The sequence below is a fragment of the Sphingomonas sp. PP-CE-1A-559 genome (genome assembly GCF_004340965.1).
Classification (GTDB): domain Bacteria; phylum Pseudomonadota; class Alphaproteobacteria; order Sphingomonadales; family Sphingomonadaceae; genus Sphingomonas.
The window spans coordinates 21,436-48,375 of sequence record NZ_SLYA01000004.1; the positions used below are offsets into that span (position 1 = coordinate 21,436).

The following is a 26,940-nucleotide window of genomic DNA, read 5'->3' on the forward strand; positions in this document are numbered from 1 at the left end:
GGGATTTGCTTTGATGAGTACGGCGGCCGAAGCGCAGGTACGACGGTTCGTGTTCGGTGGTGGCTCGGCCCCGAAAGACGCCGTGTCGGTGGCGGCCGGGCGCGCTTATGCGGACGGCTTCGGTTTCGAGGGCGGTAACCCCGCGCTGTTCTCGGTTGCGGTCCCGCCAGGTAATTATCGGGTCACGGTGACTCTCGGCCTGCCCAAGATGCGTACCGACACCAGTATCAAGGCGGAGTCGCGGCGGTTGATGCTCGATACGGTCGTCGTGCCGGCGGGGCGATCGCTCACGCAGAGCTTCGTCGTCAACGTCCGCAACGCCGCACTCACCCCGCCGCCGCTGAACGCGCCGGGTGGGACCGCGGTGCTGATCAAGCCACGCGAGCGCGGTTCGTTCAGCTGGGACGACCGGCTGACGCTGGAGATGCTCGGCACGAAGCCCGGCGTGACTGCGATCACGATCGAGCCGATCACGGTGCCGACGATATTCCTGCTCGGCGACTCCACCGTCACCGACCAGCCGGCGGAGCCTGCCGCCAGTTGGGGGCAGATGCTTCCCGCTTTCTTCCGTCCGGACATCGCCGTCGCCAATCATGCGGAATCCGGCGAGACGATGAAATCTTTCATGACGGAATTGCGCTTCGCTAAGGTGCTGGAGTCCGCGAAGCCGGGCGATTGGGCGCTGATCCAGTTCGGGCATAACGACCAGAAAGCGCAGTGGCCGCAGACCTACGCCGCGGCCGAGACGACCTATCGTGATTACCTCCGCGCGTGGATCGCGGAGTTTCGGCGTCGGGGCGTGGAGCCAGTGCTCGTGACTTCGCCCGAACGGCGGATGTGGACCGGCGACAAGATCCGCCCGACACTCACGGACTATGCTGCGGCGGTGAAGGCGGTCGGCGCTGAACTACGCGTGCCGGTGATCGACCTGAATGCCGCGAGCATCCGCTTCTACGAGGCACTCGGACCGACGCGCGCGCCGCTCGCGTTCAACGATGGTGGCAAGGACGCGACGCATCACGACAATTACGGCGCCTGGGTCCTTGCGCGGGCGGTCGCGGCGGGCATTGCTACCGCGAAACTGCCGCTCGCCGAGCATCTGAAGCCGGACCTGACAGCATTCGACGCGGGCCATCCGCCCGACCCTGCCGCGTTCCGGCTTGCGCCGAGCGTGGCGCATGATTCCACCCGACCGGACGGAAACTGAGATGACCACGCGACGTACGATCCTGGCCGGTGGTCTCGCCAGTGGGCTCATCAGCCTGCTGCCGCTCCGCGCTCTCGCACAGCAAACGACGCTGGCGGTGGAGCGGTTCGCGCTCTGGCCAAGTGCCGCACCCGGCGGCCCGACACCGGCGGTTACCGACCAATGGGTCAAGCGTTCGCCGACCGGCGCGGCGGACGACATCGCCTGGCCGCATGTCGCGACGCCGATGTTGACGGTGGTGCGACCGGCCAAGCCCAACGGCGCGGCGGTGCTGATTTGTCCGGGCGGCGGTTACGCACGTGTTGCAGTCGGGCGAACGGGCGGCGGCATTGCACGCGATTTCGCGGCGCGCGGCATCACCGCGTTCGAGCTGCTCTATCGCCTGCCGCACGATGGCTGGACGGCGGGACCCGATGCGCCGTTGCAGGATGCGCAGCGGGCGATGCGCGTGATCCGCGCGGGTGCGGGTACGCGCTGGACGGTCGATCCGGCGCGCCTTGCCGTCACCGGTTTTTCCGCTGGCGGGCATCTCGCGGCGCGGCTGGCGTCCCGGTCCGGTACGCCGAGCTACACGCCGATCGACACGGCCGATCGCCTGTCCGCGAAACCTATGATCGCGGGGCTGTTCTTTCCCGTCGTGACGATGCTCGACGACGGCGTGCATTCGCAATCACGCCGCGAACTGCTCGGTCCGCACGCCGCCGATCCAGCGTGGCAGCGCCGCTATTCGACACAGCTGGATCTCCCGGCTGACATGCCGCCAAGCTTCGTGATGGCGAATGCCGACGATCCCGCGGTGCCAGCGCGCAACAGCATTCTGCTGTACGAAGCGCTGCATGCCGCCAAGATTCCGACCGAATTGATGGTGTTCGAAAAAGGCGGCCATGGGCCGCCTGCCCCGCACCGCGATGGCACGCCGATACCGTGGATGGACCTGTTCCTGGCCTGGTCGCGCGACCATGGCTGGCCTGCGTGACGACAAGGATCTGACGATGCGAAACACTGTATTCGGGTTGAGCATCGCGCTCGCCGTCGCCGCGCCCTCGATCGCGGCGGCGCCCGCGTCGTGGATCGATGCCAAGACCGGCCACAAGGTCGTTCGGCTGTCCGACGCGCCCGGCAATTACGCGCTGTATTTCAACTACAACGCCTACACGCCGCAGGGCGACCTGATGATATTCCAGACTGCCGACGGTATCTCGGTGGCGGATACGAAGACATGGGCGGTCAGGTCGTTGCTGCACCGGCCGGGCGCTCACCTGCTGTTCGCCGGGCACAAGACGCGCACCGCGTATTTCTCCGAACAGGCCAAGGGTGGCGACGACGCGCCGATCACGATTTATGCCGCCGACATCGATACGGCCAAGGTCCGCAAGATCGCGGTGGTACCGAAGGGCAGCCGCATCGATACGCTCAACGCCGACGAGACATTGCTCGCCGGACAGGTCGCGTCGCGCGACATGCCGCTCCAGCCCAACGCGGCGGGCGTCGATATCAAGACCGGACAGACAGCGTACGCGGCGAACTGGCCCGACGGCCGGCCGATGGTCTATGCCGACGCCAAGGAGTTCCGGCTGAACCAGCGGCTCGACGCCAAGATCCCGATGGAGATCTTCACCATCGACGTGACGACCGGGCAGCGGCGCAGCGTGGTAAAGGCGACCGACTGGCTCAACCACCTGCAATTCTCGCCGACCGACCCGACGCTGCTGATGTATTGCCATGAGGGGCCGTGGCACCGCGTCGATCGAATCTGGACCATCCGCACCGATGGCAGCCAGATGACCAAGGTCCACACGCGGACGATGAACATGGAGATCGCTGGCCACGAATTCTGGTCGCCCGACGGCAAGACGATCTGGTACGATCTGCAGACGCCGCGCGGCGAGGATTTCTGGCTGGCCGGCTACGACGTCGCCAGCGCCAAGCGCCGCTGGTACCATCTCGAGCGCAACGAATGGTCGGTCCATTATAACGTCTCGGCGGACCAGACACTGTTCTCGGGCGACGGCGGCGACAGCGAGATGGTCGCGCACGCCCCCGACGGGAAATGGATGTACCTCTTCCGCCCCAAGCCCGTGCCCGATGTCGCCGGGATCCGCGCCGACAACGCCGACAGCCTGATCGAAGCGGGAACCTTCGCCGCGGAGAAACTCGTCGACATGGGCAAGCAGGATTACAAGCTGGAGCCTAACGCGCGCTTTTCGCCAGACGGGAAATGGCTCATCTTCCGCGCGAACATCGAGGTCAAGGCGGCGATCTACGCGGTGGAGACCGCCAAGTCCCAGTCCTGACGGCCGGCAGCCTCAGTCGGCATCGTCCGATGGCGTGAGGCTGCCCGGAAAATAGCCGAGATGCGGCGGCTGGTTATAGGCGGTGTTCTGCCACGCGACGCCCGCGCGATAGACCGGGTCCTGCATCAGCGTGACGAGCCGGTGGGTCGTCGGATACGGTGTGACGTAGATGCGCAGTTCGCGGTTGTCCGCCGAGCGCCACACCACCTCCTCGCGCCAGTCGCCGAGAATGTCCGCCTGGAGCGCAGGGTTGGATTTGGTACCGTTGTTCGATGCGACGTCGGTCGGATGCAGCATCGGCGAGGCGGTGCCCGTCTTCCAGTTCCATTTGCTGATCGTCGTGCCGTCGAGCAGTTCCTGGAGCAGGTCGCCGTCCCAGTAGAGCGCGAAGTTGGTCTGGCGCGGGGCCGGCCCGATCGCGTTGCCCTTCATGTCGAACAGGTCGCGGCTGTTCGAGCCCCATAGCTCGGCACCGACATGGCGTGGGTCGATATCTGCGGCGAGCCCGCGACCGGTATCGGTATCGGCGGGCTTGGTCCAGAGAATGGCGCCGGTGCGCGCGTCGAGCAGTGCCGAGCCGATCCCGCCATTGGTCTTCACCTGTTCGTGCACGCCCCATTTTTCGAGCCCCGGCCGCAGCGGATCGAGATCGGCGACATGCATCGCGTCGCCGTGGAACAGCGGGACGGTCCACAATCCCTTGCCGTCGTCATCGACCGCCATCGAGCCATAGATTACCTCGTCGCGGCCATCGCCGTCGACATCGGCGATGCTGAGCTGGTGGTTGCCGCGATCGGCATAGTCGGCGTTACCCGGCGCCGCACTGTCGAACAGCCAGCGCTTGGTCAGCTTGCCGCCGCGATAGTCCCAGGCGGCGATGGCGGTGCGCGCATAATAGCCGCGGCCGAAGATCATGCTGGGATGCCGTCCATCCAGATAGGCCGTACCTGCGAGGAACCGGTCGGAGCGGTTGGAATAGCCGTCGCCCCAGGTCTCGCGCATCTGCTCGAAGCTTGGATTGCCGCCGGGATAGCGCGGCGGATCATAGGCTGCGGTGGCGAGCGCCTTGCCCGAACGACCGTCGAACACCGTCAGATATTCAGGACCCTTCAGGATGCGTCCGACGAGCGGCGCAACCTTGGTGCCGTCCGCCAGCAGCTTCGCGCCAGTCTTGTCCGGTTGCGGGACTTCGCCGTCGCGACCGCGCCAGTCCGCCTTCGCATCGCCAATGATCGTGCCGACGCCATCGACGGTGCCGTCCGCAGTCTTCATCGCGATTTCTGCGCGACCATCGCCGTCGTAATCGGCGACCTGGAACTGCGTGTAATGCGCCCCCGCGCGGATGTTGCAGCCGAGGTCGATCCGCCAGAGCCGCTTGCCGTCGATCGTATAGGCGTCGACGAAGACGTTGCCGGTGTAGCCCGCCTGGCTGTTGTCATGGCTGTTGGTCGGGTCCCATTTCAGGATCAGTTCGTAACGCCCGTCGCCATCGAGATCGCCGACGCTGGCGTCGTTGGCGGTATAGGTGAACGCCTCGCCATCGGGCGTCGTCCCGCCGGGCGGGGGTACGAGCGGGATCGACAAATACCCGCGCGGCGCCATCAACGCGGGCGCGCTAGCCGTCGCCGCCTTGCCGCCGACGAGGGCACGAATGGTATAGCGTGCGCGATCATTGCCCTGCCGATCAACGAACGACGTCGCGTCGGCGAGGGGTTGCGGGGTGATCTTGCGGCCGTCGCGATAGACGTCGAAGCGGGTCGCGGACGGATCGTCCCGCAACAGCCGCCAGCTGATAAGCCAGCCGCCGTCCTTCGCGGGCGTGGCGACGACGCCGCGATCCAGCCGCTCTACCGCGCGGGACGGCGACGCCGCGAGCGCGGGCGTCGCGACACCGATCATGAGCGCCAGGAACGCGCGGCTGCCTATCGTCATCATCATCTCCATCGCGGCGTGCCAATTATCGCACTTATCCCAATTATTATGATTGCCCTTCAGGAAATGGCAAACTAATAAACGGGACAGAGCTTCACAATGTGGTTTTTCGTCGGTCATGGTACCGGCATTGGCGACGGTAACGGCCGCGCCGAGACGAGGGGATGATGATGACTGGACCCAGCACAGAAATCGATCGCGCATCATGCCGCAAGGCCTGCCGCGCCCGTGCCTTGTCTACGCGCCCAGCCGGCTAGCCCAGCCACCCAGCACGGTGACTTCACGATGGGCCGGCTACCGCATGCGTCGCCGCCCGGAACGTCTTTCGGGGGAAATATGATGACACTTCACACTTGTTCGGTGCGCAATCTGGCGATCACGACGTCTGCACTGGCGCTGATGCTGGGCTCGGCGACCGCCGCTACCGCCCAGACGACCGCACCCACGACGCCCGCCACAGACGTTGCGCAACCCGCACAGAAGCCCGCGCCCGACGCGACCCTGCCGGACGGCGCGACCTCGGAAGACATCCTCGTCGTCGGCACCCGCGCGTCGCTGCAGTCGGCGATCGCCCGCAAGCGCAAGGCCGGCACCGTGGTCGACTCGATCGTCGCCGACGACATCGCAAGCTTTCCCGACAAGAACCTCGGTGACTCGCTGGCCCGCGTCACCGGCGTGCAGCTCGATCGCGACTTCGGCGAAGGCACCAAGGTGTCGATCCGCGGCGTCGAACCCGATCTCAACCGCATCGAGATCAACGGCGTCACCCAGGCCAGCGCCGATGGCAGCCGCTCGGGCGATCTGCGCGATCTCGCGACCGAACTCGTCAAGTCGATCGACGTCTACAAGGGCTATAGCGCCGACCTGACCGAAGGCGGCCTCGGCGGCACGGTCAGCGTCGAAACGCGCCGCCCGCTCGAGCTGGTCAAGCCGCTCCTCAGCGCAGTGGCCTCCGCCCAGCATCTCGATACCGCGCAGAAATGGCGTCCCCGCCTCACCGGCATCTTCGGGACGCCCCATTTCCTGCTCGATGGCCTCGGCATCCTGGGCACCGTCAACTACGAGAAGAAGCAGCTTCGCCAGGACTATATCAGCAACACCAACTGGAAGCGGATCGCGGATTTCGACCGTTCTGACGAGAAGACCATCGCCAACCCCGCGTATGCCAATTTCAATACCTATGGCAGTTGTGCAGGCGTCGGCGGAGCGAATGCGGCAGCGGCGACGACGCGGCGGCTGGCCTGCGAGACGCAATTCTTCGACTGGGTCCCGACCGTGCCGCGCCTGCGCCAGCGCCGGATCGACGACCAGCGGCTGTCCGCCGATCTCCAGGTCCAGTATGAATTCGCGCCGAACTTCCGCGCGTACGCCGAAGCGATCATCACCAACCGCAAGCAGCAGTTCAACGACGTCAACTACTCGCTCGATCTCGGCCGCTTCGAGCGCTTCAACTACGACGCCGCGCTGCCGGTCGGACTGAACGGCGGGACGTCGCGTCCGCAGATCACCGCGGGCACATCGACCAGCGAGAACCACGTCGTCACCAGCGCGCTGACCGCGCTCAATTCGGTCAATGTCGGCACAGCCGCTGCACCGGTCTGGAACGGCGCCAGCAACATCCTCGGCGTCCAGCGTCGCGATTTCAAATACGATCAGCGCACCCGGTATTACCTGACCGGGTTCGATTGGACGTTCGACGATCTCAAGATCAAGGCGCTCGCGTCGCATTCGACTGGCCGAACCGTCAACGATACCAACCTGCTCGCCTATTCGACCGGCATCGGCGGGGTTACCATAGACCGTCGCAACGACCTCGGCATTCCGGTGTTCGTGTTCCCCGAGAACTTCGACCCGAATTCGACCGGCGCCTATGTCCGCCCCGGCACGATCAACGCACCCGGACGACAGGCCGGACCGACCGTCCAGTATCGCCCGAGCGACAACAACAACAAGGAAGACCAGCTCAAGCTCGACGCGGACTGGAACACCAACCTGCCGTTCCTGACGAGCATCGAATATGGCGGGCAGTTCCGCTGGCAGGAGTATGAGAACTACAACGGCGGCGGCTCGCGCCTGCTGACCCCCGCGGTTTCGGCGAATCCGTCAACCGGCGCGGCGGCCGTCCCTGCCGTGTATCAGACGAGCGCCAACGTTTCGTACACCACCGTCGTCACCGATACGCCGCCGGCCGTGCGCGCCGCGAACACCTATTACATGACGCAGGCCCAGTACGCACAGTTCATCGCGGCCAATACCGGCGGTCTGCCGGGTGCGGGCCTGTTCACCGGGCTTCAGGGTGCGCCGGCGGGACTGCCCTCGAAACTGTCGGTACCGACGATCAATTTCGACCGACTGGGCCAGATTTACGACCTGTCGGGCTTCGATCAGGATCTGGTCCGCAACGCCGATGGCCAGTCGCAGATCCCGACCGTTTTCATCAAGGAAACCGTTGCCGCCGCATATCTGAAGGGCAATTTCGAGCAGGACGTGCTCGGCATGCGGTTCAGCGGCAATGCCGGCGTTCGCTATATCAAGACGACCGACAAGGGCACCGGCACAAACATCAGCCGGCAGACCCGGATCCGTCCCGGCACGGGCGTGCCCGGTATTCCCGCAGTGATCGAAACGGTCACGCTTGCGGCAAACTCGCTGTCGTTGAAGAACAGCTACACCGACTGGCTTCCCGCGTTCAACGGTGCGCTGGAAATCACGCCGAACCTGACCTTCCGCGCAAACTGGGCCCGCAATCTCGCCCGTCCCAAGCCGACCGATCTGGTGCCCAACGTCAATTGTCTCGATGACTCGACCGACATCACCGGGCTCCAGGACGCCTGCACCGCGGGCAATCCCGATCTCGTGCCGTATCGCGCCGATCAGTGGGAAGTGAACCTCGGCTGGTTCCCGAACAAGGACACCGCGGTCAGCATTGGCTATTTCAAGAAATACGAGAAGAGCTTCGTCATCTCGAACGTGACGCGCGGCGATGTCGATCTCTTCCAGGACGGCTCGCTGTTCACGGTGCGCCAGCCGGTCAACGGGTTCGGCGCGTTGCTGGACGGGATCGAAGGTAGCGTACAAACCGCCTTCACGTTCCTCCCCGCACCGTTCGATGGTCTCGGGGCCAGCGGCAACTTCACCTATGCACGCGCGATCCGGACCAACCTGACCAACGTCGCCACCGGTCAACCGCTCAACGACTATCCCGGCCTGTCGAAATGGACCGCGAATGCGAGCATCTTCTACGACAAGGATTGGCTCAACATCCGCGTCAACTACAATTACCGATCGAACTGGCTGGCGGTCGTGTCCGACGTCAACTTCGACAACAGCCCGATCTATCGTCGCGGCGAAGGCTATTTCGATGCCAAGGTGACGTTCCGGTTCCCCGAGCAGCACACCCAGTTGTTCATGGAGATCCAGAACATCAACAAGGAGTCGTCGGCGAGCTACATCGACAAGGCTCGGCCGGTGGAATATTATTACGCCGGCCAGCGGTTCTTCGCCGGTCTCCAGCTGAAATTCTAGAGCGCTCCCCCCTCGGCCGACCGCCGCAAGACGGTCGGCCATTTTTTCTCGGTTTTCCAGACATGTAGCGTGACCGGAATCGACGCAAGATTCGCCGATTGCCAGCATGTAGGAGGCCGTCTTATGGAGTGGGCATGAACACTTCCACGACGAACATCGATAAGTCGGAGTCGGCCGGAAACGGCGTCGGTGCCGGCAGCCAGACCCTTATGCGCGGGCTCGATTTGATCGAAGCGGTCAGCCACGAAGTGCTGACGCTCAGCGAACTCGCGGTGAAGCTCGACCTGACCAAGAGCACAACGCACCGGCTGCTGAGCGCGCTGGTCGATCGCGGCTATCTCGCCTTCACGCCGCGCTCCGGATATCGCCTCGGGCCCAAGCTCTTGTTGCTCGGCACGCTTGCGCAGGCGCAGGCCGATCTGGTGCAGGTCGCAAGACCCTATCTGGAGGAACTCGCCGCCTCGACCGAGGACACCGTGCATCTTGGCGTGTTCGACGGCGATTTCGCGCTGTATCTCGACAAGGTGCCGGGGCGGCGGCGGATCACGATTTCGAGCCGGGTCGGCGATCGCCAGCCGCTGAGCTCGACCGGGCTCGGCAAGGCGCTGATGATCGATTCTCTGCCAAAATATTGGCAGGAGCGTTTTGACGCGGACCAGGCGGCGGGTGCGCCCAAGGCCGATGCGAAAGTGTGGCGCGAACGGATGCAAGGCTATGCGACGTGCGGCCGTGCGTTCGATTTGGAGGAGAACGAGGACCAGATCCGCTGCGTCGCCGCCCCGATCCGCGATGCCGCGGGCAAGATCGTCGGCGCGATCAGCGTGTCGAGCGCCGCGCAATACATGAGCGACGACCGCATGACGACGCTGACCGACGAGGTGCGCGGCACCGCGGGCGCGATCAGCCGCGAACTCGGCTTCGAGCCGCCAACCGACTAACTGGGAGAAAATAATGTTGCTCGAAGGCAAGACCGTGCTGGTGACAGGCGCATCGGCAGGGATCGGCCGTGCGGTCGCGATCGGCTGCGCACGACATGGCGCGGACGTCGCGCTGAATTTCGCGCGCGACGTGGCCGGTGCCGAGAGCGCGGTCGCGGAGATCGAGGCACTCGGGCGCAAGGGCGTGGCGATCCAGGGCGACGTCGCCGATCCGGATACCGCGCGCGACTTTATCGACAAGGCCGTAGCGGCGCTCGGGCGGGTCGACGTGTTCGTCAACAACGCCGGGATCTGCCCGTTCCACGCATTCCTCGACATGCCGGTCGAGACGTTCGAGCGGACCATGCGCGTCAACCTGCATGGCGCGTATTACATGGTCCAGGCCGCGGCCAACCAGATGGTGAAGCAGGGCGATGGGGGCTCGATCATCGCGATGTCGTCGATCTCGGCGCTGGTCGGCGGCGAGTATCAGACGCACTACACGCCGACCAAGGCTGGCCTGCATTCGCTGATGCAGTCGGTCGCGATCGCGCTCGGCAAGCACGGTATTCGTTGCAACTCGCTGTTCCCAGGCACGATCCTGACCGACATCAACAAGGACGATCTCGCCGACGAGGGCAAGCGGTCGTACATGGAAAAGCGCATTCCGCTCGGCCGGCTCGGCAAGCCGGACGATCTGGTCGGGCCGACCGTGTTCCTCGCGTCCGATCTCGCGCAATACGTCACCGGCGCCTCGTTGCTGGTCGACGGCGGCATGTACGTGAACCTGCAATAGGCGCGCCCGGCACCCTCGGTATGATGGATCACGTGACTCGCCGCGATGTCGGATTGGGACTCGGCGCGGCGTTGCTTCCGTTTCCCGCGCATGCCGCGACCATGATAGACGTGCGCGACCACGGTGCGCGCGGCGATGGGCGGACGATCGACAGCACCGCGATCAACGCCGCGATCGTTGCCGCCGCACGGTCCGGCGGTGGGACGGTGCTGATCCCGGCGGGGCGGTATCTGTGCTTTTCGATCCGGCTCTTGAGCCACGTCACGATCCAGTTCGCGCAGGGCGCGGTGATCGAGGCGGCGGATCCGGCACGGCATGCCGGTCGCTACGACCTGCCCGATGACAATGGCGAGCAACTGTACCAGGATTTCGGCCACAGCCATTGGCGGAACAGCCTGTTCTGGGGCGAGGATGTCGAGAACGTCGCGATGATCGGCCCCGGCCTGATCCACGGGCTCGGGCTGACACGCGACGGTCCCGGTGCGCGGTGGAAGGCGCAGACCGGCGAGCGGCCGCTATCGATGCGCCAAATGAGCGCCGCCGAGATCGCCCGGCTCGAACCCGATGCAGCGCGCATGAACGGTCTCGGCAACAAGGCGATCGCGTTCCGGAACGGCCGCAATATCCGCCTGTCCGGTTTCTCAATGCTCAAATGCGGGCATTTTGCGATCCTCGCGACGGGCACGCGCGACCTGCACATTCACGACCTGACGATCGACACCGACCGCGACGGGATCGACCTCGATTGCGTCCAGCGCACGATCGTCGAGTGGTGCCGCGTCAACACGCCCAACGACGACGCGATCGTCATCAAGAGCAGTTTTGCGCTCGGCCGCGCGGTTGCTTCGGAGGACGTGACCGTGCGGCATTGCGCCGTCTCGGGTTACGACCTCGGGACGATGTTCGACGGCACGCGGCGGACGACGCAACTGCTCGCGCCCGACCGCGACCGCGTGACGGGGCGGATCAAGCTCGGGACCGAGAGCAACGGCGGATACCGGCGCATCCTGATCGAGGATTGCAGCTTCACCCACTGCCGGGGGCTCGCACTTGAGACGGTCGACGGCGGCGTGATGGAGGACGTCGTCGTGCACCGCATCACGATGCGCGACGTGACGACTGCGCCGCTGTTCCTGCGGATCGGCGACCGACGCCGCGGTCCGGCCGGAACGCAGGTAGGTGCGATCCGGCGGGTGACGCTAAGCGACATCGACGCGACGGGGATCGATCACCGCTTCGCCGCAGCGATCGCGGGGCTTCCCGGCCATCCGGTCGAGGACGTCACGCTATCCCGCATCCATCTGTCCTATCGCGGCGGCGGCACTTCCGAAGATGCCGCACGCAGGCCTGAAGACCTCGCGGGTGCCTATCCGGAGCCGAGCATGTTCGGTGTACTCCCCGCCTGGGGCTTGTGGGTCCAGCACGCGAAGGGCCTCGTAATCGACCGCCTCGATCTGGCCACTACCAGCCCCGATGCCCGCCCGCCCCTCATGATCGAGGACGCCGCCGGACTTTCGGTGACGCGGACACCGCTCTGGCGCGGTTAGCGTTTGACCTGAGCGCGGAACGTCTTTACCAAATCGTACATAGCAATACCACATAGTGGATTGGGAGGGTGCGATGTCGATCCATGCGTTCAGGATGCAGCTGAAGCCCGGCGTGGTCGACGAATACCGCAAGCGCCACGACGAAATCTGGCCCGAACTGTCCGCCTTGCTGACCGAGAGCGGCATCCATGACTATTCGATCTTCCTCGACGAGGCGACGCTGGCGCTGTTCGCCGTCCTGAAGCTCGCCGAACCGAACACGCGCGACGCCCTGCCCGATCACCCGGTGATGAAGCGCTGGTGGGATCACATGGCGCCGCTGATGGAAGTCGAGGACGACAACCGACCGAAGGAATGGTCGCTCCCGCTGATCTTCCATCATGATTGACCGCACCCGCCTGATCGCACTGGCGCTCGCCACCGCGCTGACGCCGGTCACCGCGACCGCGCAGATCGCACGCCCGACACAGAACCTCGCCGCGCCCGTCAAGACATTCGGCCGCGTGTCGTACGACGCACGGTCGCTGATGATCGACGGCAAGCGTCAGGTAATCTGGTCGAGCGAATTCCACCCGTTCCGCCTGCCCAGCCCCGATCTGTGGCGCGATATATTGCAGAAGATGAAGGCGAGCGGTTTCAACACCGTCGCGCTGTATTTCGACTGGGGATATCACAGCCCCAAACAGGGCGTGTACGACTTCACCGGCATCCGCGACGTCGAGCGCGTGCTGGCGATGGCGCAGGAAGAAGGGCTTTATGTCATCACCCGCGCCGGCCCGTATGTGAACGCGGAGCTGTCGCGCGGCGGGTTTCCGGGCTGGCTGGTCAACCAGAAGGCGCGGGCAAGGACCGACGATCCGGCGTATCTCGCCGCGGTCGACGAGTGGCTCGGCCACGTCAACGCGATCATCGCGCGGCACCAGATCAATGGCGACGGCAAGGGCCATAGCGGCAGCGTCATCCTGCACCAGATCGAGAACGAACTGGCGCTGACCACGCCTGCGCAGCGCCGCTACATGGACCATCTCTACGCCAAGGCCCGCGCCGACGGCATCACCGTGCCGCTGTTCCATAACGACCAGGGCCGCAACGGCTATTGGGTGCCCGAAAGCTCGACCGTCGCCAACGTAGTTAAGGGGCCGGGCGATCTCTACGCATTCGACGGCTATCCGGGCGGCACCTGCACCGTCGCCGGCAAGCCGACGCGCGGCGTGGCGGCACCCGACTGGGGGTTCTACGGTCCCGGCGCCGCAAAGGGCGGCGCGTCCGCCTCGCCCGACACGCCGGCCTTCCTCGCCGAGTTCGGTGGCGGCTGGTTCGATTACTGGGGCTCGAACGGCGGCTACGAATGCAACGCCATCCAGCGCGGCAAGCGATTCCAGCGCGTGTTCTACGGCACCAATCTCGCCAACGGCATCGACATCCAGAGCTTCTACATGGGCTATGGCGGGACGAGCTGGGGCTGGCTCCCCGCCCCGGTCGTGTTCACGAGCTACGATTACGGCGCGGCGATCTCCGAAGCGCGCGAGGTGCGCAGCAAGGCGGAGGAGATGAAACAGCTCGGCGGGCTGATCGCCGCGGTGCCTGACCTAGCGGGCATGGTCCCCGCCGCGCCGGTGCAGGTGTCGTCGCCGAACGTGCAGGCGTATCACAACCGCAGCCCGGAGAGCGATGCGCGCTTCCTGATGGTGACGCACAAGCCGTCCAACGGCCAGACCGACGACCGCTTCACGATCACCGCCGACCTGCCCGACGGGCGCTACACCTTCCCGCAGGCCGAGCCGATGCGGCTGAACGGGTTCGACGCGAAATGGCTGGTTGCGGGGGTTAATCTCGGCGGGCAACGGCTGGTCTATTCGACGTCCGAATTGCAAGCCGCGCTGACGATCGATCGCGGCGACGTGTTGCTGCTGTACGGTCGCGCAGGTGAGACCGGCGAGACGGTGCTGCGCTATACGTCTGCGCCAACAGTGACCGTGCTCGAAGGCAAGGTAATGTCCGCGTTCGACGTGGCGAAAGGCGACCTCAGGCTCGACTATATGCATGTCGGTAGGTCGGTGGTGCGGATCACGGGCGGCGGGCGCCCTGCGCTCACGCTGATCCTGGCGGACGAGGCCGAGGCGGTTCGCTATTGGCGGGGCAGCGACGCGGTGCTGGTGCGCGGCCCCGCATTGCTGCGCTCGACCAAGGCGACCGACGGCACGCTGGCGCTGACCGGCGATACTGCCGAGACGGCGCCGCTCGAAATCTGGGCTCCTGCCGCGCTACGGTCGGTGCGGTGGAACGGGACGGCGGTTGCGACGAAGACGACCGCGATCGGTAGCCGAAGCGCGACGGCGGCATTGCCTGGCCCCGCCCCGGTCGTACTCCCGGCGCTGACCGGTTGGCGGATGGCACAGGGTTCGCCCGAAGCCACACCCGGCTTCGACGACACCAGCTGGCAGGCGATCGACGGACGCGGCAGCGCGACGACGACCGCCAAACCCGACGGCCAGCCGAACCTGACGATGGACTCCTACGGTTTCCACGACGGCGACGTCTGGTATCGCGGGCGCTTCACCGGCACGCCCGACGCCAAGCAGATCGCCTTGTTCTACGGCGCGGGGGGGGCGGGCATGGTACAGGTCTGGGTCGATGGCCAGTTCGTTGGCCAGAATGAGCTGCCGAGCGGACTGCCGCGGCCGATTACGACCGGGCTCGCACGGTTCGACTTGCCCGCCTCCGCACAGTCGGGCGGCGAGCATGTCGTCAGCGTCATGGTGCGCAACAACGGGCACAATTGGGACCTCGATTCCGACGATTATCACAAGGAAGCGCGCGGGCTGGTTTTCGTGTCGATCGAGGCGCCGGGCGGGCGCAGCTTCGGCGTACCGATCGCGTGGAAGATCCAGGGCAAGCTCGGCGGCGAAGACCTCCCCGATCCGGCGCGCGGCCCCGCCAACAACGGCGGCCAATATGGCGAACGGTTCGGCTGGCACCTGCCCGGCTTCGACGACAAGGCCTGGGCCACGGCGACCATCCCCGCCACCACGGCGACACCCGGCACGACCTGGTATCGCACGCGCTTCGATCTCGCGGTGCCGAAGGGCCAGGACACGACGATCGCGCTCGCATTCGGCGACACGACGACGCCGCGCTCGGTCGCCCGCTACCGTGCGCTGCTGTTCGTCAACGGCTGGAACATGGGGCAGTTCATCGCGCATGTCGGACCGCAGCGCGTGTTCCCGATCCCCGAGGGCATCCTCAACCACCACGGCGCGAACACCGTCGCGCTCGCGGTCACGTCCGACGGCGCGCCCGGCGATGCGATCGAGCAGGTCCGCCTGGTGACGATGCGCAACGTCAAGGGCGGCGTGCCGGTGCGGATGGTCGCGGCACCCGACCGGCTGGGCACCGCCAAATGATCACGCGCAGAACATTTGGCGCGGGCGCTGGGGCGGCCTGTCTCGCCAGCATCGCACCCGCTGCAAAGGTCGCGAACGGTGCGAGGCCGTGGCCGTATCTGATCGGCGCGGACGTCTCGTGGATCCCGGAGGACGCGTTCGCCGGTGCGACGTATTTTGAGAACGGCGTCGCGAAGGACCCGCTGGACATCCTTCGCGATGCGGGATTCAACGCAATCAAGCTGCGGCTCTTCGTCGATCCTGCGAAGGGGTATTCGAGCGGCAAGCCGGGCGGGCCGTGGTGCGACCTGCCGCGCACGATCGCGTTCGCCAAGCGAATCAAGTCCGCCGGTTTCCACCTGTCGCTGACGCTGCATTATTCGGACACCTGGGCCGACCCGCAGCATCAGGACAAGCCCGCCGCCTGGGCTGCGCTCACCTTTCCCCAACTGGTCGAGGCAGTCCACCGCCATACCGTCGACGCGCTGTCGGCGATGAAGCGCGCGGGGGCCGCCCCCGACTTGGTCATGATCGGTAACGAGACGACCTTCGGCATGCTCTGGCCCGACGGACGCGTGCCGCTGACGATTCCGACCGGCAATCCGCAGACCGATGCGGTGCACATGAAGGTGCCCGGCGCCGGCGGGTACGACCGGTTCGCGATGCTGTTGAAAGCCGGGATCGCCGGCGCGCGCGAAGCGACGCCCGAGGCGCGGGTGGCGGTGCACAATCATCTCGGGCGGCACTGGCCGATCGTCCGCTACTGGATGGACAATCTGCTTCAGCGCGGGGTCAAATTCGATGCCACCGGCTTCTCCTGCTACCAGCAACAGGCGCAGGGCGACTGGGCGCGAACCTTTACCGAGTTCGCAAAGGCCTATCCCGAACACGGCTTTCTCGCGCTCGAATATTCGTCGCGCAAACGCTATTTGAACGACCTCGTCCACGCGCAGCCGCACGGCTGGGGCAGCTTCATCTGGGAGCCGACGCGGCACCAGGAAGCGATCTTCACGCATGAAGGCACGCCCGCCGGCGAAGGGCCCAAGCCCGACCTCCTCTCGCAGGGGATCAACGCCGCCGAAGCGCCCGGCGCCGTGACAGCGCCGACCGCACCGACGCCACCGAACGGCACGACGCCGTCGACCGGTCATGGCGGCCGCTACGACGCGGACCCCGAATTTCTCACCCTCTATCGGACGATGGCGCGCGACTACGGGCTCAACCCTGCGCGTCCCAACAGGAGACTATAAGTGGCTGCCCTCACCCATAATGTGCCGCGCGCGGACGTGACCGCTGCGATCGCCAAGCTGATGGACAACCTCGTCAACATCAAGGACGAGACCGGCGAGTTCCTGCTGCGCCTCGAAGACGGCCGGGTCATCGACACCAAGGGCTGGGCGGGCTGGGAATGGACGCACGGCGTCGGCCTGTTCGGGATGTGGCGCTATTACGAGCAGACCGGCGACGCGGGCGCGCTGGCGATCATCAAGCAGTGGTTCGAGGATCGTTTCGCCGAGGGCACGCCGACCAAGAACATCAACACCGTCGCGCCGTTCATCACGCTCGCCTATCTTTACGAGCGCGAGCCAGATCCGCGCTACATCCCCTATCTCGACACCTGGGCCGAGTGGCTGATGGCGCCGGACGGGCTGCCCAAGACCGAGGAGGGCGGGTTCCAGCACATCGTCTACAATGACGAGAACCCGGGTGAGATGTGGGACGACACGCTGATGATGTCGGTGTTGCCGCTCGCCAAGATCGGCCTGCTGCTCGACCGCCCGCACTATGTCGAGGAGGCCAAGCGGCAGTTCCTCGTCCATATCAAATATCTGTTCGACAAGAAGACCGGGCTCTGGTTCCACGGCTGGGATTTCAACGGGCGGCACAATTTCGCGGAGGCGCTGTGGGCCCGCGGCAATTGCTGGGTGACGATCGCGATCCCGGAGATCATCGAGATCCTCGACCTGCCGGTGGGCGACGCGTTCCGCACCTTCCTGATCGATACGCTCGCAGCGCAGGTGAAGACGCTCGCCGAGACGCAGGACGAGAGCGGCCTGTGGCACACGCTGGTGATGGACCCGACCAGCTATCTCGAGGCGTCGGCGACCGCGGGCTTCGCCTATGGCATCCTGAAGGGCGTCCGGAAGGGCTATCTGCCGCGCCACTACGAGGCGGTCGGGATCAAGGCCGTGCAGGGCGTGCTCGCCAATATCGACGAGGCCGGCGAACTGAAGCAGGTCAGCTTCGGCACCGCAATGGGCGACACGCAGCAATTCTACAAGGACATCGCGCTCACCTCGATGCCTTACGGCCAGAGCCTCGCGATGGTCGCGCTCGCCGAGTTCCTCCGGACCTATATCTGACCCTGCGGCGTGCCTTGTTCGCGGCCGCGCTATGGCTCGGGGCGCCAGCCTCGGCCGAGCCGGTCGCACGTCTTGTGTCGTTCGAGCCCGGGGCGGGTCTCGCACTGGCGGACGCGCAAGGCATCGCGCGCGTGGTGACGGCGCCGGGTGACCACGAGGTCGTCCGGATCGCCGCCGCCGACCTGACGAGTGACATACGGCGCGTAACGGGTGCCACGACTGCCAACGGCACGCAGATCTGGCTCGGCACGCTCGGCAGCAACGCCGCGATTGACCGGCTGGTCCGGCGGGGCACGCTCGACGTCTCGAAACTGCGCGACGCGTGGGAGAGCTTCGTGATCGCCACCGTCGCCAACCCCGCACCCGGTATCCCGGCAGCGCTGGTGATCGTCGGCAGCGATCGTCGCGGGACCGCGTTCGGCGCGTACGAGCTGTCGCGCGCGATCGGTGTGTCGCCCTGGCATTGGTGGGCCGACGCCACGCCCGAGCATCACGCCGCGATTTATGCGGCGACCGGTCTCCACCGCTACGGGCCGCCGTCGGTCCGGTATCGCGGGATTTTCCTCAACGACGAGGATTGGGGGCTGCAACCTTGGGCCGCGGGCACGTTCGAGCCCGAGGCCGGCACGATCGGGCCGAAGACCTATGCCAAACTGTTCGAGCTCATGCTGCGGCTGAAGGCGAACATGGTCTGGCCGGCGATGCACAAGGTCACCGCGCCGTTCAACGCGAACCCCGAGAATGCGCGCCTCGCCGACCGCTATGCGATCGTCATGGGATCGAGCCATGCCGAGCCGATGCTGCGCAACAATGTCGGCGAATGGACGGCACCGGCGGCCGAGTTCAACTATGTGACCAACCCCGCCGGCGTGGCCGACTATTGGCGCACACGCGTCAGGGCGAACGGCCAGTACGAGAACGTCTGGACGCTCGGGATGCGCGGGATCCACGACAGCGGGATCGTCGGCCCGACCACCGACGACGCGCGCCGATCGTTGCTCGAACGCATATTCACCGACCAGCGCGCGATGCTGGCGCGCGGCGTGAACCGGGATCTCACGCGCGTCCCGCAGGTCTTCTCGCCGTACAAGGAAGTGCTCGACGTGTATCGCGGCGGGCTGAAGGTACCCGATGACGTCACGCTGATGTGGCCCGACGATAATTTCGGCTATATCCGCCACGTCCCCGACGCCGCCGAACGCGCGCGATTGGGCGGATCGGGCATCTATTATCACTTGTCCTATCTTGGCGCGCCGCTGTCGTATCTCTGGCTGTCGACCACCCCGCCCGCGCTGATCCGCGAGGAACTTGGGCGGGCCTGGGATGCGGGTGCGCGGCGGATGTGGGTCGCCAATGTCGGCGACCTCAAGCCCGCGGAACTCGCGATCGATTATTTCCTGCGGCTTGCGTGGGACGTACCGGGCACGCGCGGCAAACCGATCGATACCGTCGTCACGGACTGGGCGGCGGGCACGGTCGGCGCCGATGTCGCGCCGGAGATCGCCGCGATCATGGCCGAGCATCACCGGCTGAACTTCCAGCGCCGGCCCGAGCATCTGCAATGGTGGCTGCCCGGCGAACTTTCGAAGCCGAGTCCGCTTGCCCCTGCCGAGATCGCAACCCGCCTCGCCGCCTTCGATACGTTGCGCGCGCGCGTCCGCTCGGTCGCGCCGCGCGTTGCGCTCAACCGTCGCGATGCGTTCTTCGAGCTGGTCGACTATCCGGTGACTGCGGCGGCGCTCGCCAACACGCGCGTGTTCGATGCCGAGGCGCATGACCGCCTGCGCGATACCGATCCGGATGGTGCGGCGGTGGCCGGCGAGCGATCGCGCGCAGCGGACGCTGAAATCACCGCGCTGACGCGCCGCTACAATAATGAGATCGCGGGCGGGAAGTGGCGGGGGATGATGGCCGTCGAACCCGCCGACGGGCAATGGCGCCGTTACCGCTTGTCGGTTCCAATCCTGCCCGTCCCAACTTCTCCTCCCCGGCGGAGGCCGGGGCCCAGTTGGAACGTCCCTGGTGAGATCGCGCCGCCCAGCATTACCTCAGCCTTGCCAACTGGGCCCAGGCCTTCGCCGGGGAACCGGGCAGTTTTGCCGGCTTCGACGATCGTGGTTGAGGCGGAGACTTCGGAGAGCCCGCGTAATGGCTGGCGCGTGGTCGACGGCCTTGGCCGCAACGGTGTAGTGATAGCCGCGGCGGCGCCAGCAACGCTGTCGTATAGTGTCACGCTCCCGCCTGGTCGCTGGCAGCTCGCAGCGGAAATCTTGCCGACCTATCCTACGACCGAAAGCGCCGACCTGGCGGTATCGGTCGCGATCGACGGCAGGCCGCCCGTTCGCGTCGGTGTTCCGCGCAAGACCGGTGATCGGGCATGGGCGCTCGCGGTGCTCGACAACCGTCTCGATCTTGCGCTGCCGACACCGCTCGCGGCCGGACGTCACAGTGTGACGATCGGGATCGACGACTCGGCGATCGTGTTCGACGCGCTGCGCTTCGATCCGCTTTCCGCCTCATCTCCAGCCGCCTCATCTTCAGCCAACGCCGGTACCCAAGGACTTTCGCATGGCCACTGATCCGATCGCCGCCCGTCGGGCAATGCCGCTCGCGCCTGCCCGTCCGGTACGCTGGTATAATCTGCTCGCCTACGGATCGAACGACGTGCTCGGCGCGGGGTCGATGGCGGTCATCAGCACGTGGATCCTGATTTTCTACACCAGCTTCTGCGGACTGTCCGCTGCGCAGGCGACGATCATCTTCGGCGTCGCGCGCGTGCTCGATGCGTTTACCAGCCCGACGATCGGCCACCTGTCGGACAATCTCGGGCGGAGCTGGCTGGGGCGCAAGTTCGGCCGGCGGCGGTTCTTCATCCTCGCCGCGATCCCGCTGCTGCCGTCGTTCGCGATCATGTGGGTCGCAGGCCAGGGCTTCTGGTATTACCTCGTGACGTACGTGCTGTTCGAGATGGTCTACGCGATGGAGATCATCCCGTACGAGACGCTCGCGTCGGAAATGGCGACCGACTACCGCACCAAGGCGAAGTTCGCCGGCGCGCGCATCCTGTGCGGCCAGTGCTCGGCGATCGCGGCGGCGTTCCTGCCGGGCTGGCTGATCGCGTATCTCGGCCCGGATTCGCCCGACACGTATCTGTATATGGGCATGATCTTCTCGGTCCTGTTCATGGGCGCCGCGGGATTACTGTACGCGTTCAGCTGGGAACGGCAGCGGCCCGAGGGGCTCGACGAGGTCCAGGCCGTCGAGAAGGCGTCGCTCGGCGCGGCGTTCAAGGCGCTGTACCGCAACCTGTTCTCGACGTTGCGGATCCGCGCGTTCCGACTGCATCTCGGCATGTATCTGGGCGGGTACATCAGCCAGGACATCTACAATGCGGCGTTCACCTATTTCGTGATCTTCGCGCTCGCCGGATCGACCGCGGTGGTCGCGAACCTGGTTGGCGTGACGTACATCGTCCAGCTCGTCGCGGTCGTGCTGGCGATCAATTTCGCGCTGCGCCTGTCGCCTGCCGCCGCCTACCGGTTTGCAGCACTCAGCTTTGCGATCGGGGTGGTGATCTTCCTCGCGATGTACGCGGCGGGTTATACCGCGACGTCGGCGCTGTTCTGGCTGCCGGTGGTGTTCGCCGGGCTCGGTCGCGGCGCGCTGAACTACATCCCGTGGGCGACCTACAACTATATGGCGGACGTCGACGAGATCGTCACCGGGCGTCGTCGCGAGGGCGCGTTCGCCGGCGTGATGACGTTCGTGCGCAAGATGAGCCAGGCGCTGGCGGTGATCCTGGTCGGGCAGGTGATGCAGGCGTCGGGCTTCGTCTCGAAGGCAACCGCGCAGAGCCCGCAGGCGATCTACGCGATCGTCGCGGTGCTCGGCGCGGGGACGATCGCGATGCTGGTGTTCGGGGTGCTCGTGTCGACGCGTTTCCGGCTGACGCCCGCCACGCATGCGATCCTGCTGGAGGAGATCGAGCATCTGCGGCGCGGCGAGCGGACTCCATCGACGCCGGACAACGCGCGCGTGGTCGAGGATCTGTCGGGCTGGTCCTACGATAAGCTGTGGGGCAACAACCCCGTCGCGGCGGCGGGCACGCGGTGATCCTGTTCGCCGCCGCGTTGCTCGCCGGCGCGCCGGTTGCGCTGAAACCTCTGTTCCGCGATCCGGTACACGACGGCGCCGCCGATCCCTCGACTGTCTATGATGCGGCCCGCCGCGAATGGGTGATGTTCTACACCAACCGCCGCGCCTGCCGATGGCCGACGCGAAGGACGTGCGCTGGGTGCATGGTACCGCGATAGGCACCGCGCGCTCGCGTGACGGCGTGCACTGGCGCTACGGCGGCACCGCGGCGATCCCCGCGTCCTGCACCGGCGCGACGCTGTGGGCGCCCGATGTCCAGTATCTCGGAGGGCGGTGGCATATGTGGCTGACCGTCGTGCCGGGCGTCTTCCGCGACTGGAACGCTCCGCGGTTCATCGTCCACCTGACCTCGCGCGACCTGAAGCGCTGGACCTGCGGCGAGCGGCTGTCGCTCGGCTCCGACCGGGTGATCGATGCGAGCGTCGCGGCGCTGCCCGGTGGCGGCTATCGACTCTGGTATAACGACGAGCGGCTGAACAAGGCGATCCGCTACGCCGACAGCGACGATCTGGTGCACTGGCGCGTGAAGGGCACGATCGTCGACACGCCCGGCGAGGGACCGAAGGCGTTCCGCTGGAAGGGCCGGTGGTGGCTGATCTCCGATGCGTGGAAGGGATTGCTGGCGATGCGCTCGACGGATGGCGAGCACTGGACGCGGCAACCTGATTATCTGCTCGCGACGCCGGGCCACGCCGAAACCGATCGCGCCAAAGGGCAGCATCCCGATGTGATCGTCGCGGGAGATCGCGCGTACATCGTCTATTTCGTCCAGCAGTCCGGCGAACCACAGTCCACGCGCGATCCCGAATGGCACCGCCGCAGCGTGCTCCAGATTGCCGAACTGAAGGAAATCGAGGGCATCCTCACGGTGGACCGCGACGCGCCGACCGTGATCCGGCTCGCACGCCGCTAGTCGAGAAAGCCGACCTGCCGCAGCCACGCCTCGCACAGCGCCGGCCAGATCGAGACGGGGAGACCCTGCGTATCGAGCGCAAAACCATGCGGCGCGTCGGCGAAGACGTGGAGTTCGGCTGCACCGCCGGCATCCTGCCACGCCGTGTGGAGCCGGCGGGCGTTCTCGGCCGGAACGACGGGGTCGTTGCCGGCATAGACGATGAAAGCAGGCGGCGGCGACGGCAGAAGTTGCGCATCGGGTTGCAGCCGATCGTACATCGCCTGCTTCTCGACCGGCGGCAGAGGCGGCTTGTCGACGATGATCGTCCGCCCCGCCGCGTTGGTGGAGATCGGGGCATACCCCATGACCATCACGTCGGGCCGCGTCGGCGCGTCGGGATGACGCGATACCGGCGCCGTCCATTCGTCCGGATACGCCGCGGCGAGGCATGCAGCCAGATGACCGCCAGACGATAGTCCGACCACGCCGAGCCCCGCCAGTGCGAGACCGCTTCCACGGATCATCCGCATCGCCTTACGCGCGTCGTCGAGCGGTGCGGCAATACCGTTGGCAGCATTGGGGAAGCGGTGGATCAGGACGAACGCATGATAGCCGAGCCCCGTCAGCCAGGCCGCGACCTGCACCCCTTCCCTGCCCGCCATCAACTGCGTGTAGCCACCGCCGCCAAGCACGAGCATCGCCCGGCCGTTGGGCTTGGCGGCACGAAACCCGAGCAGCACCGGCTGGTCGACCGCCGTCACGACCGCAACCTCGGCCGCGACCGAGAGATCCTCGAACGTCACCGCGGGCTCGTCCGCCCACAGCGGCCACACATCATCTGCACCCAGCATCACGAACACCCCGGTTTAGCGTTGTCGAACGACGAGTGCCCCGGCGTGCAGGGATGCGTCGGATACGCCTCGCCGTCGAGTTCGGTCGCCTCGCGTACCACCGCCAGCCGGTCCCCCTCGTCACGCATCTCGTACAGTTTGCCGAGCGCGAAGTTGAACGGGCGGTGGAGGATCATCATCAGCCGGCCGTCGAACGTACGGAACAGCATGCCGTGGCCGCTGTCGCGTTCGACGAGCGGACCGAGTTGCTCCCACGGACCTTCGATGCCCCCCGATCGCGATCGCGCCTGCCCCTCGACATAGCCCTTCTTGCCATAGCTCGACCACAGCATCAGCAATGCACCGGTCTTGCTGCGGTACAGTTCGGGACCGTCGGTGACATAGACCGTGTCGCCATCGGGCTGCTTCTGGCCGACCACCCACGCGGCGTCGTTCGCACTGAACAGGCGCTTCGCCGAGCCCGCCGCAGACAGGTCGTCGTTCAGCGGCACGGCTTCCATCGTGCCGATCGTCGTCTGCCACCATTCGTGCGCGTAGACGAGCCACGGCTTGCCCTTCGGGTCGACGTACAGTGTGCCGTCGAGCGACATCTGGTCCTTCGACACGATCGGCTCGCCGCCCCGAACCAATGCGTAAGGCCCGTCGATCTTGTCCGCGACCGCGAGCACTGTGCCGCGGCGATAGGTCGCGCGCTTGCCGTTGGGCGTCAGCGGCGACGCGGGATCGTGGAAGGTAACGAAAAGGTACCAGCGGTTCTTCCAGCGGTGCACTTCCGGCGCCCAGCTTCCCGCCTTGGCCCAGACGTCGCCGGGCAACACGAACACCAGCTTGGGCTTGGTCCAGTGCTTCAGGTCGCGGCTCGCATACATCATCGTGCCCAGCCGCGAGTCGCCGGTCATCGCGACCTCGTTGCGGGTGAAGAGGTAATAGGTGCGGCTGGCCTTGTCGGCGACGATCCACGGATCGTGGAGGTGCATCGCGGTCATCACCAGCGGTGCGTCGGGCTCGCGTGGCGGGGTTGCGGGTGCGGCCCCCGCAAGTGCCAGCAGGCTGGCGGCGATCAGGTGCGCGATCCGGGTCATGCGACGGTCTCCACCGCGATGCTGTTGCCATAGCCGATCACCACGGTCGCGATCAGGAGCAGCGCGACGCCCGCCCAGACCACCGCCTTGATCCGCGCGCCGGCGTCCTTCCACTCGCGGAACGCAAAGCCCCACAGCGTGCCGAAAATGATGATGCTCGCCATGTGCAGCGTCCAGCTCGAGAAGCCGAGGCGTCCCATCTGGCTCTCCCCCATCGTGTAGAAGAAGAACTGGAAATACCACGTCACCCCCGCGAGTGCGCTCAGTGCGTAGTTGCGCAGAAGCGGCGGACGGGCGCCGTCGGTCGTGCGGCCAAGCCATTGCGGTCCGCTGCGGTTCCTGACGATCAACCACGCGCACCAGGCGCCGTTGGTGACGAGCCCACCGGCCATGATGAGGCACAACACGGGGAGCCCGGTCCAGAGCGGCCCGGTCCCCGCGGTCGCCGACAGCGCCTTGATCGGCTCGCCTGCGGCCAGCCCGAAGGCGAAGCACGCGGACATGATCCCCGCGCCGATCGCGACGACGATGCCCTTGCGGAAATCGAACTCGGCGACGACCGCCAGCTTCTGCTCCGGGGTCAGCAGCGCATCCTTCATCGCGCCCGCGATTGCGACGACGACGATACCGGCCAGCGTCAAGCCGATACCGGCGAGGACGATGTTGCCGGAGGTGGTCGCGATCAGCTTTTCGTGGAACTCACCCGTGAACGCCGGCGGGATCAGCGTGCCGAATACGGTGCACAATCCGAGTACGACGGCCATGCCAAGCGACAGCCCGAGATACCGCATGACGAGCCCGTAGCCGAGCCCGCCGAACCCCCACAGCAAGCCGAACATCACCGGCCACCAGAACGCGCCGTCCGGTGCGCGCCCGAGCACGCCGAGCAGGTCCTGCGTCTGGAGGCTGGCGAAGAACCACGGTGCGACCAGCCACGACACGACGCCGCCGGTCAGCCAGTAGATCTCCCACGACCAGCGCTTCACCCCGCGATAGGGGACGTAGAAGCTCGCCGACGCGAGCCCGCCGAGCCAGTGATACAGGACTCCGAGCAACGGGTTCAAAGGTCGAGACCCAGCCGGTAGATCCGGTTCGCATTGCCGCCGAACAGCGCGCTGCGTTCGTCTTCGGCGAAGTCCGCGACCAGCGCGTGATAGGTTTCGAGGTAGCGATCGATCGGCGCGAACAGCATGTCGGTCGGCGCGTCGCTGGCGAACAGGCAGCGTTCGGTGCCGAACAGGTCGATCGCTTCGAGCAGGAAGGGCCGCACGCTCTCCGGCGTCCAGTCGCGCGCGATGAAGCCTAGCCCCGACAGCTTGATCGCGACATGCGGTAGTGCCGCGAGCGCGCGCAGGCCGTCGCGCCATTCCGCGATGCCATCGGGATCGGTAAGCACGGGCATGCCGAGATGGTTGATGATCACCGGGACGTCGGCATGACGCGCGATCAGCGGTGCGAGGCCCGGCATCTGCGCTGGATAGCATTGCAGGTCGAACGAGAGCGCGTGCGTACGCAGCAGCGCGTAGCCCGCCTGCCACTGGGCATCCTGCGTGAGGTCGCGCGCCGTGTAGCTGCGAGCCGGATCGGCGTGCCAGTTGACGATCTGGCGAATGCCCCGGACTTGGGGGAATGCAGCCTGCGCGGCGAGGTGCGTCTCGACGTCGGCATCGTCCAGCGGTGCGTAGGCGACGATCGCGTTGGGCAAGCCGTGCTCGGCGGCGATCCCGTCCAGCCAGCGTGTCTCGTCGAGCGCCTGCACCGGGTCCGCACCCGCGTCGACATGGACCGCGCCGACGACATTCCACCGCGCGAGCGCCGCGCGGTACTCGGCGATCTCGAAGTCGCACGCGATCGGCTCGACGCTACCGTTGGGGCCGTCATCGGCGAACGGCGGCGACAACCACGGGTAGCGGATGTGGCTCAGGTCCCACAGGTGGATATGCGCGTCTACGAACGGGATCATCGCCTTCTCTCCTGGGATATTATTGGCATG

At 66.2% G+C, this 26,940-nt stretch carries 20 protein-coding genes; 15 read left to right on the top strand and 5 right to left on the bottom strand.

Features of this window, described 5'->3' with window-relative positions; translation table 11 throughout:
* Positions 1–13 precede the first annotated feature (13 nt).
* The 3 genes from C8J42_RS13665 to C8J42_RS13675 are packed head-to-tail and all read left to right on the top strand — an operon-like array spanning position 14 to position 3,501.
* Positions 14–1,207 (top strand): rhamnogalacturonan acetylesterase, encoded by a 1,194-nt coding sequence (locus C8J42_RS13665; RefSeq protein WP_133020515.1) that lies wholly within the window; start codon positions 14–16, stop codon positions 1,205–1,207.
* A 1-nt stretch (position 1,208) separates the two neighbouring features.
* Positions 1,209–2,183: an alpha/beta hydrolase gene (locus tag C8J42_RS13670; protein ID WP_133020516.1), complete on the top strand. Its 975-nt coding sequence runs from the start codon at positions 1,209–1,211 to the stop codon at positions 2,181–2,183.
* A 16-nt stretch (positions 2,184–2,199) separates the two neighbouring features.
* On the top strand, positions 2,200–3,501 hold the full coding sequence (locus C8J42_RS13675) for an oligogalacturonate lyase family protein (RefSeq protein ID WP_133020517.1): 1,302 nt from the start codon (positions 2,200–2,202) through the stop codon (positions 3,499–3,501).
* Positions 3,502–3,513: 12 nt separating this feature from the next.
* Here C8J42_RS13675 and C8J42_RS13680 read toward each other — a convergent pair whose 3' ends face one another.
* Positions 3,514–5,433, bottom strand: coding sequence for a rhamnogalacturonan lyase (locus C8J42_RS13680; protein ID WP_243644415.1), 1,920 nt, complete (start codon positions 5,431–5,433; stop codon positions 3,514–3,516).
* 339 nt (positions 5,434–5,772) lie between these two features.
* Here C8J42_RS13680 and C8J42_RS13685 point away from each other — a divergent pair, with 339 nt between their 5' ends.
* The 12 genes from C8J42_RS13685 to C8J42_RS13735 all read left to right on the top strand — a co-directional run bounded on the left by C8J42_RS13685 (position 5,773) and on the right by C8J42_RS13735 (position 23,032).
* The gene (locus tag C8J42_RS13685; protein ID WP_133020518.1) at positions 5,773–8,958 is read left to right on the top strand and encodes a TonB-dependent receptor; all 3,186 of its coding nucleotides are present in this window, start codon (positions 5,773–5,775) and stop codon (positions 8,956–8,958) included.
* A gap of 134 nt (positions 8,959–9,092) precedes the next feature.
* Positions 9,093–9,896 carry an IclR family transcriptional regulator gene (locus C8J42_RS13690; protein ID WP_133020519.1) on the top strand — a complete coding sequence of 268 codons (804 nt, stop codon included), beginning with the start codon at positions 9,093–9,095 and terminating at the stop codon, positions 9,894–9,896.
* Positions 9,897–9,906: 10 nt separating this feature from the next.
* Positions 9,907–10,671, top strand: a complete 765-nt coding sequence (locus C8J42_RS13695; RefSeq protein ID WP_133020520.1) for an SDR family NAD(P)-dependent oxidoreductase — start codon at positions 9,907–9,909, stop codon at positions 10,669–10,671.
* Between the two features lie 23 nt (positions 10,672–10,694).
* A complete protein-coding gene (locus C8J42_RS13700) occupies positions 10,695–12,218 on the top strand; it encodes a glycosyl hydrolase family 28-related protein (protein ID WP_133020521.1) in 1,524 nt (507 codons plus the stop codon).
* A gap of 73 nt (positions 12,219–12,291) precedes the next feature.
* Entirely contained in the window at positions 12,292–12,606 is a 315-nt protein-coding gene (locus tag C8J42_RS13705) for an L-rhamnose mutarotase (RefSeq protein ID WP_133020522.1), read from the top strand.
* Positions 12,599–15,622, top strand: coding sequence for a beta-galactosidase (locus C8J42_RS13710; RefSeq protein ID WP_133020523.1), 3,024 nt, complete (start codon positions 12,599–12,601; stop codon positions 15,620–15,622). Before C8J42_RS13705 ends, C8J42_RS13710 begins: the two co-directional genes overlap by 8 nt.
* A complete protein-coding gene (locus C8J42_RS13715) occupies positions 15,619–16,851 on the top strand; it encodes a glycosyl hydrolase 53 family protein (RefSeq protein WP_133020524.1) in 1,233 nt (410 codons plus the stop codon). Before C8J42_RS13710 ends, C8J42_RS13715 begins: the two co-directional genes overlap by 4 nt.
* Positions 16,852–17,964: a glycoside hydrolase family 88 protein gene (locus C8J42_RS13720; RefSeq protein WP_133020525.1), complete on the top strand. Its 1,113-nt coding sequence runs from the start codon at positions 16,852–16,854 to the stop codon at positions 17,962–17,964.
* A gap of 74 nt (positions 17,965–18,038) precedes the next feature.
* The gene (locus C8J42_RS13725; protein WP_243644417.1) at positions 18,039–20,543 is read left to right on the top strand and encodes a glycosyl hydrolase 115 family protein; all 2,505 of its coding nucleotides are present in this window, start codon (positions 18,039–18,041) and stop codon (positions 20,541–20,543) included.
* A gap of 22 nt (positions 20,544–20,565) precedes the next feature.
* Entirely contained in the window at positions 20,566–22,077 is a 1,512-nt protein-coding gene (locus C8J42_RS13730) for an MFS transporter (protein WP_133020695.1), read from the top strand.
* Entirely contained in the window at positions 22,074–22,277 is a 204-nt protein-coding gene (locus C8J42_RS20495; protein WP_243644418.1) for a hypothetical protein, read from the top strand. The genes C8J42_RS13730 and C8J42_RS20495 overlap by 4 nt, the downstream gene beginning before the upstream one ends.
* The gene (locus C8J42_RS13735; protein ID WP_243644420.1) at positions 22,232–23,032 is read left to right on the top strand and encodes a glycoside hydrolase family 43; all 801 of its coding nucleotides are present in this window, start codon (positions 22,232–22,234) and stop codon (positions 23,030–23,032) included. The genes C8J42_RS20495 and C8J42_RS13735 overlap by 46 nt, the downstream gene beginning before the upstream one ends.
* Here C8J42_RS13735 and C8J42_RS13740 read toward each other — a convergent pair.
* The 4 genes from C8J42_RS13740 to C8J42_RS13755 are packed head-to-tail and all read right to left on the bottom strand — an operon-like array spanning position 23,029 to position 26,910.
* On the bottom strand, positions 23,029–23,865 hold the full coding sequence (locus C8J42_RS13740; RefSeq protein ID WP_133020527.1) for an alpha/beta hydrolase: 837 nt from the start codon (positions 23,863–23,865) through the stop codon (positions 23,029–23,031). The genes C8J42_RS13735 and C8J42_RS13740 overlap by 4 nt on opposite strands.
* Positions 23,865–24,947 carry a glycoside hydrolase family 43 protein gene (locus C8J42_RS13745; protein ID WP_133020528.1) on the bottom strand — a complete coding sequence of 361 codons (1,083 nt, stop codon included), beginning with the start codon at positions 24,945–24,947 and terminating at the stop codon, positions 23,865–23,867. Before C8J42_RS13745 ends, C8J42_RS13740 begins: the two co-directional genes overlap by 1 nt.
* Entirely contained in the window at positions 24,944–26,011 is a 1,068-nt protein-coding gene (rhaT, locus tag C8J42_RS13750) for an L-rhamnose/proton symporter RhaT (protein WP_133020529.1), read from the bottom strand. The genes C8J42_RS13745 and rhaT overlap by 4 nt, the downstream gene beginning before the upstream one ends.
* Positions 26,008–26,910 carry an amidohydrolase family protein gene (locus C8J42_RS13755; RefSeq protein ID WP_133020530.1) on the bottom strand — a complete coding sequence of 301 codons (903 nt, stop codon included), beginning with the start codon at positions 26,908–26,910 and terminating at the stop codon, positions 26,008–26,010. The genes rhaT and C8J42_RS13755 overlap by 4 nt, the downstream gene beginning before the upstream one ends.
* Positions 26,911–26,940: the final 30 nt, after the last annotated feature.

Excerpts from the sequence above, each read along its gene's own strand:
- C8J42_RS13730 (WP_133020695.1), top strand. The coding sequence starts at position 20,566 with ATGCCGCTCGCGCCTGCCCGTCCGGTACGCTGGTATAATCTGCTCGCC.
- C8J42_RS13710 (WP_133020523.1), top strand. The coding sequence starts at position 12,599 with ATGATTGACCGCACCCGCCTGATCGCACTGGCGCTCGCCACCGCGCTG.
- C8J42_RS13685 (WP_133020518.1), top strand. The coding sequence starts at position 5,773 with ATGACACTTCACACTTGTTCGGTGCGCAATCTGGCGATCACGACGTCT.
- C8J42_RS13680 (WP_243644415.1), bottom strand. The coding sequence starts at position 5,433 with ATGACGATAGGCAGCCGCGCGTTCCTGGCGCTCATGATCGGTGTCGCG.
- C8J42_RS13715 (WP_133020524.1), top strand. The coding sequence starts at position 15,619 with ATGATCACGCGCAGAACATTTGGCGCGGGCGCTGGGGCGGCCTGTCTC.
- C8J42_RS13700 (WP_133020521.1), top strand. The coding sequence starts at position 10,695 with ATGGATCACGTGACTCGCCGCGATGTCGGATTGGGACTCGGCGCGGCG.
- C8J42_RS13670 (WP_133020516.1), top strand. The coding sequence starts at position 1,209 with ATGACCACGCGACGTACGATCCTGGCCGGTGGTCTCGCCAGTGGGCTC.
- C8J42_RS13665 (WP_133020515.1), top strand. The coding sequence starts at position 14 with ATGAGTACGGCGGCCGAAGCGCAGGTACGACGGTTCGTGTTCGGTGGT.
- C8J42_RS13740 (WP_133020527.1), bottom strand. The coding sequence starts at position 23,865 with ATGCTGGGTGCAGATGATGTGTGGCCGCTGTGGGCGGACGAGCCCGCG.
- C8J42_RS13690 (WP_133020519.1), top strand. The coding sequence starts at position 9,093 with ATGAACACTTCCACGACGAACATCGATAAGTCGGAGTCGGCCGGAAAC.
- C8J42_RS13755 (WP_133020530.1), bottom strand. The coding sequence starts at position 26,910 with ATGATCCCGTTCGTAGACGCGCATATCCACCTGTGGGACCTGAGCCAC.
- C8J42_RS13705 (WP_133020522.1), top strand. The coding sequence starts at position 12,292 with ATGTCGATCCATGCGTTCAGGATGCAGCTGAAGCCCGGCGTGGTCGAC.
- C8J42_RS13735 (WP_243644420.1), top strand. The coding sequence starts at position 22,232 with ATGGCCGACGCGAAGGACGTGCGCTGGGTGCATGGTACCGCGATAGGC.
- C8J42_RS13745 (WP_133020528.1), bottom strand. The coding sequence starts at position 24,947 with ATGACCCGGATCGCGCACCTGATCGCCGCCAGCCTGCTGGCACTTGCG.
- C8J42_RS13675 (WP_133020517.1), top strand. The coding sequence starts at position 2,200 with ATGCGAAACACTGTATTCGGGTTGAGCATCGCGCTCGCCGTCGCCGCG.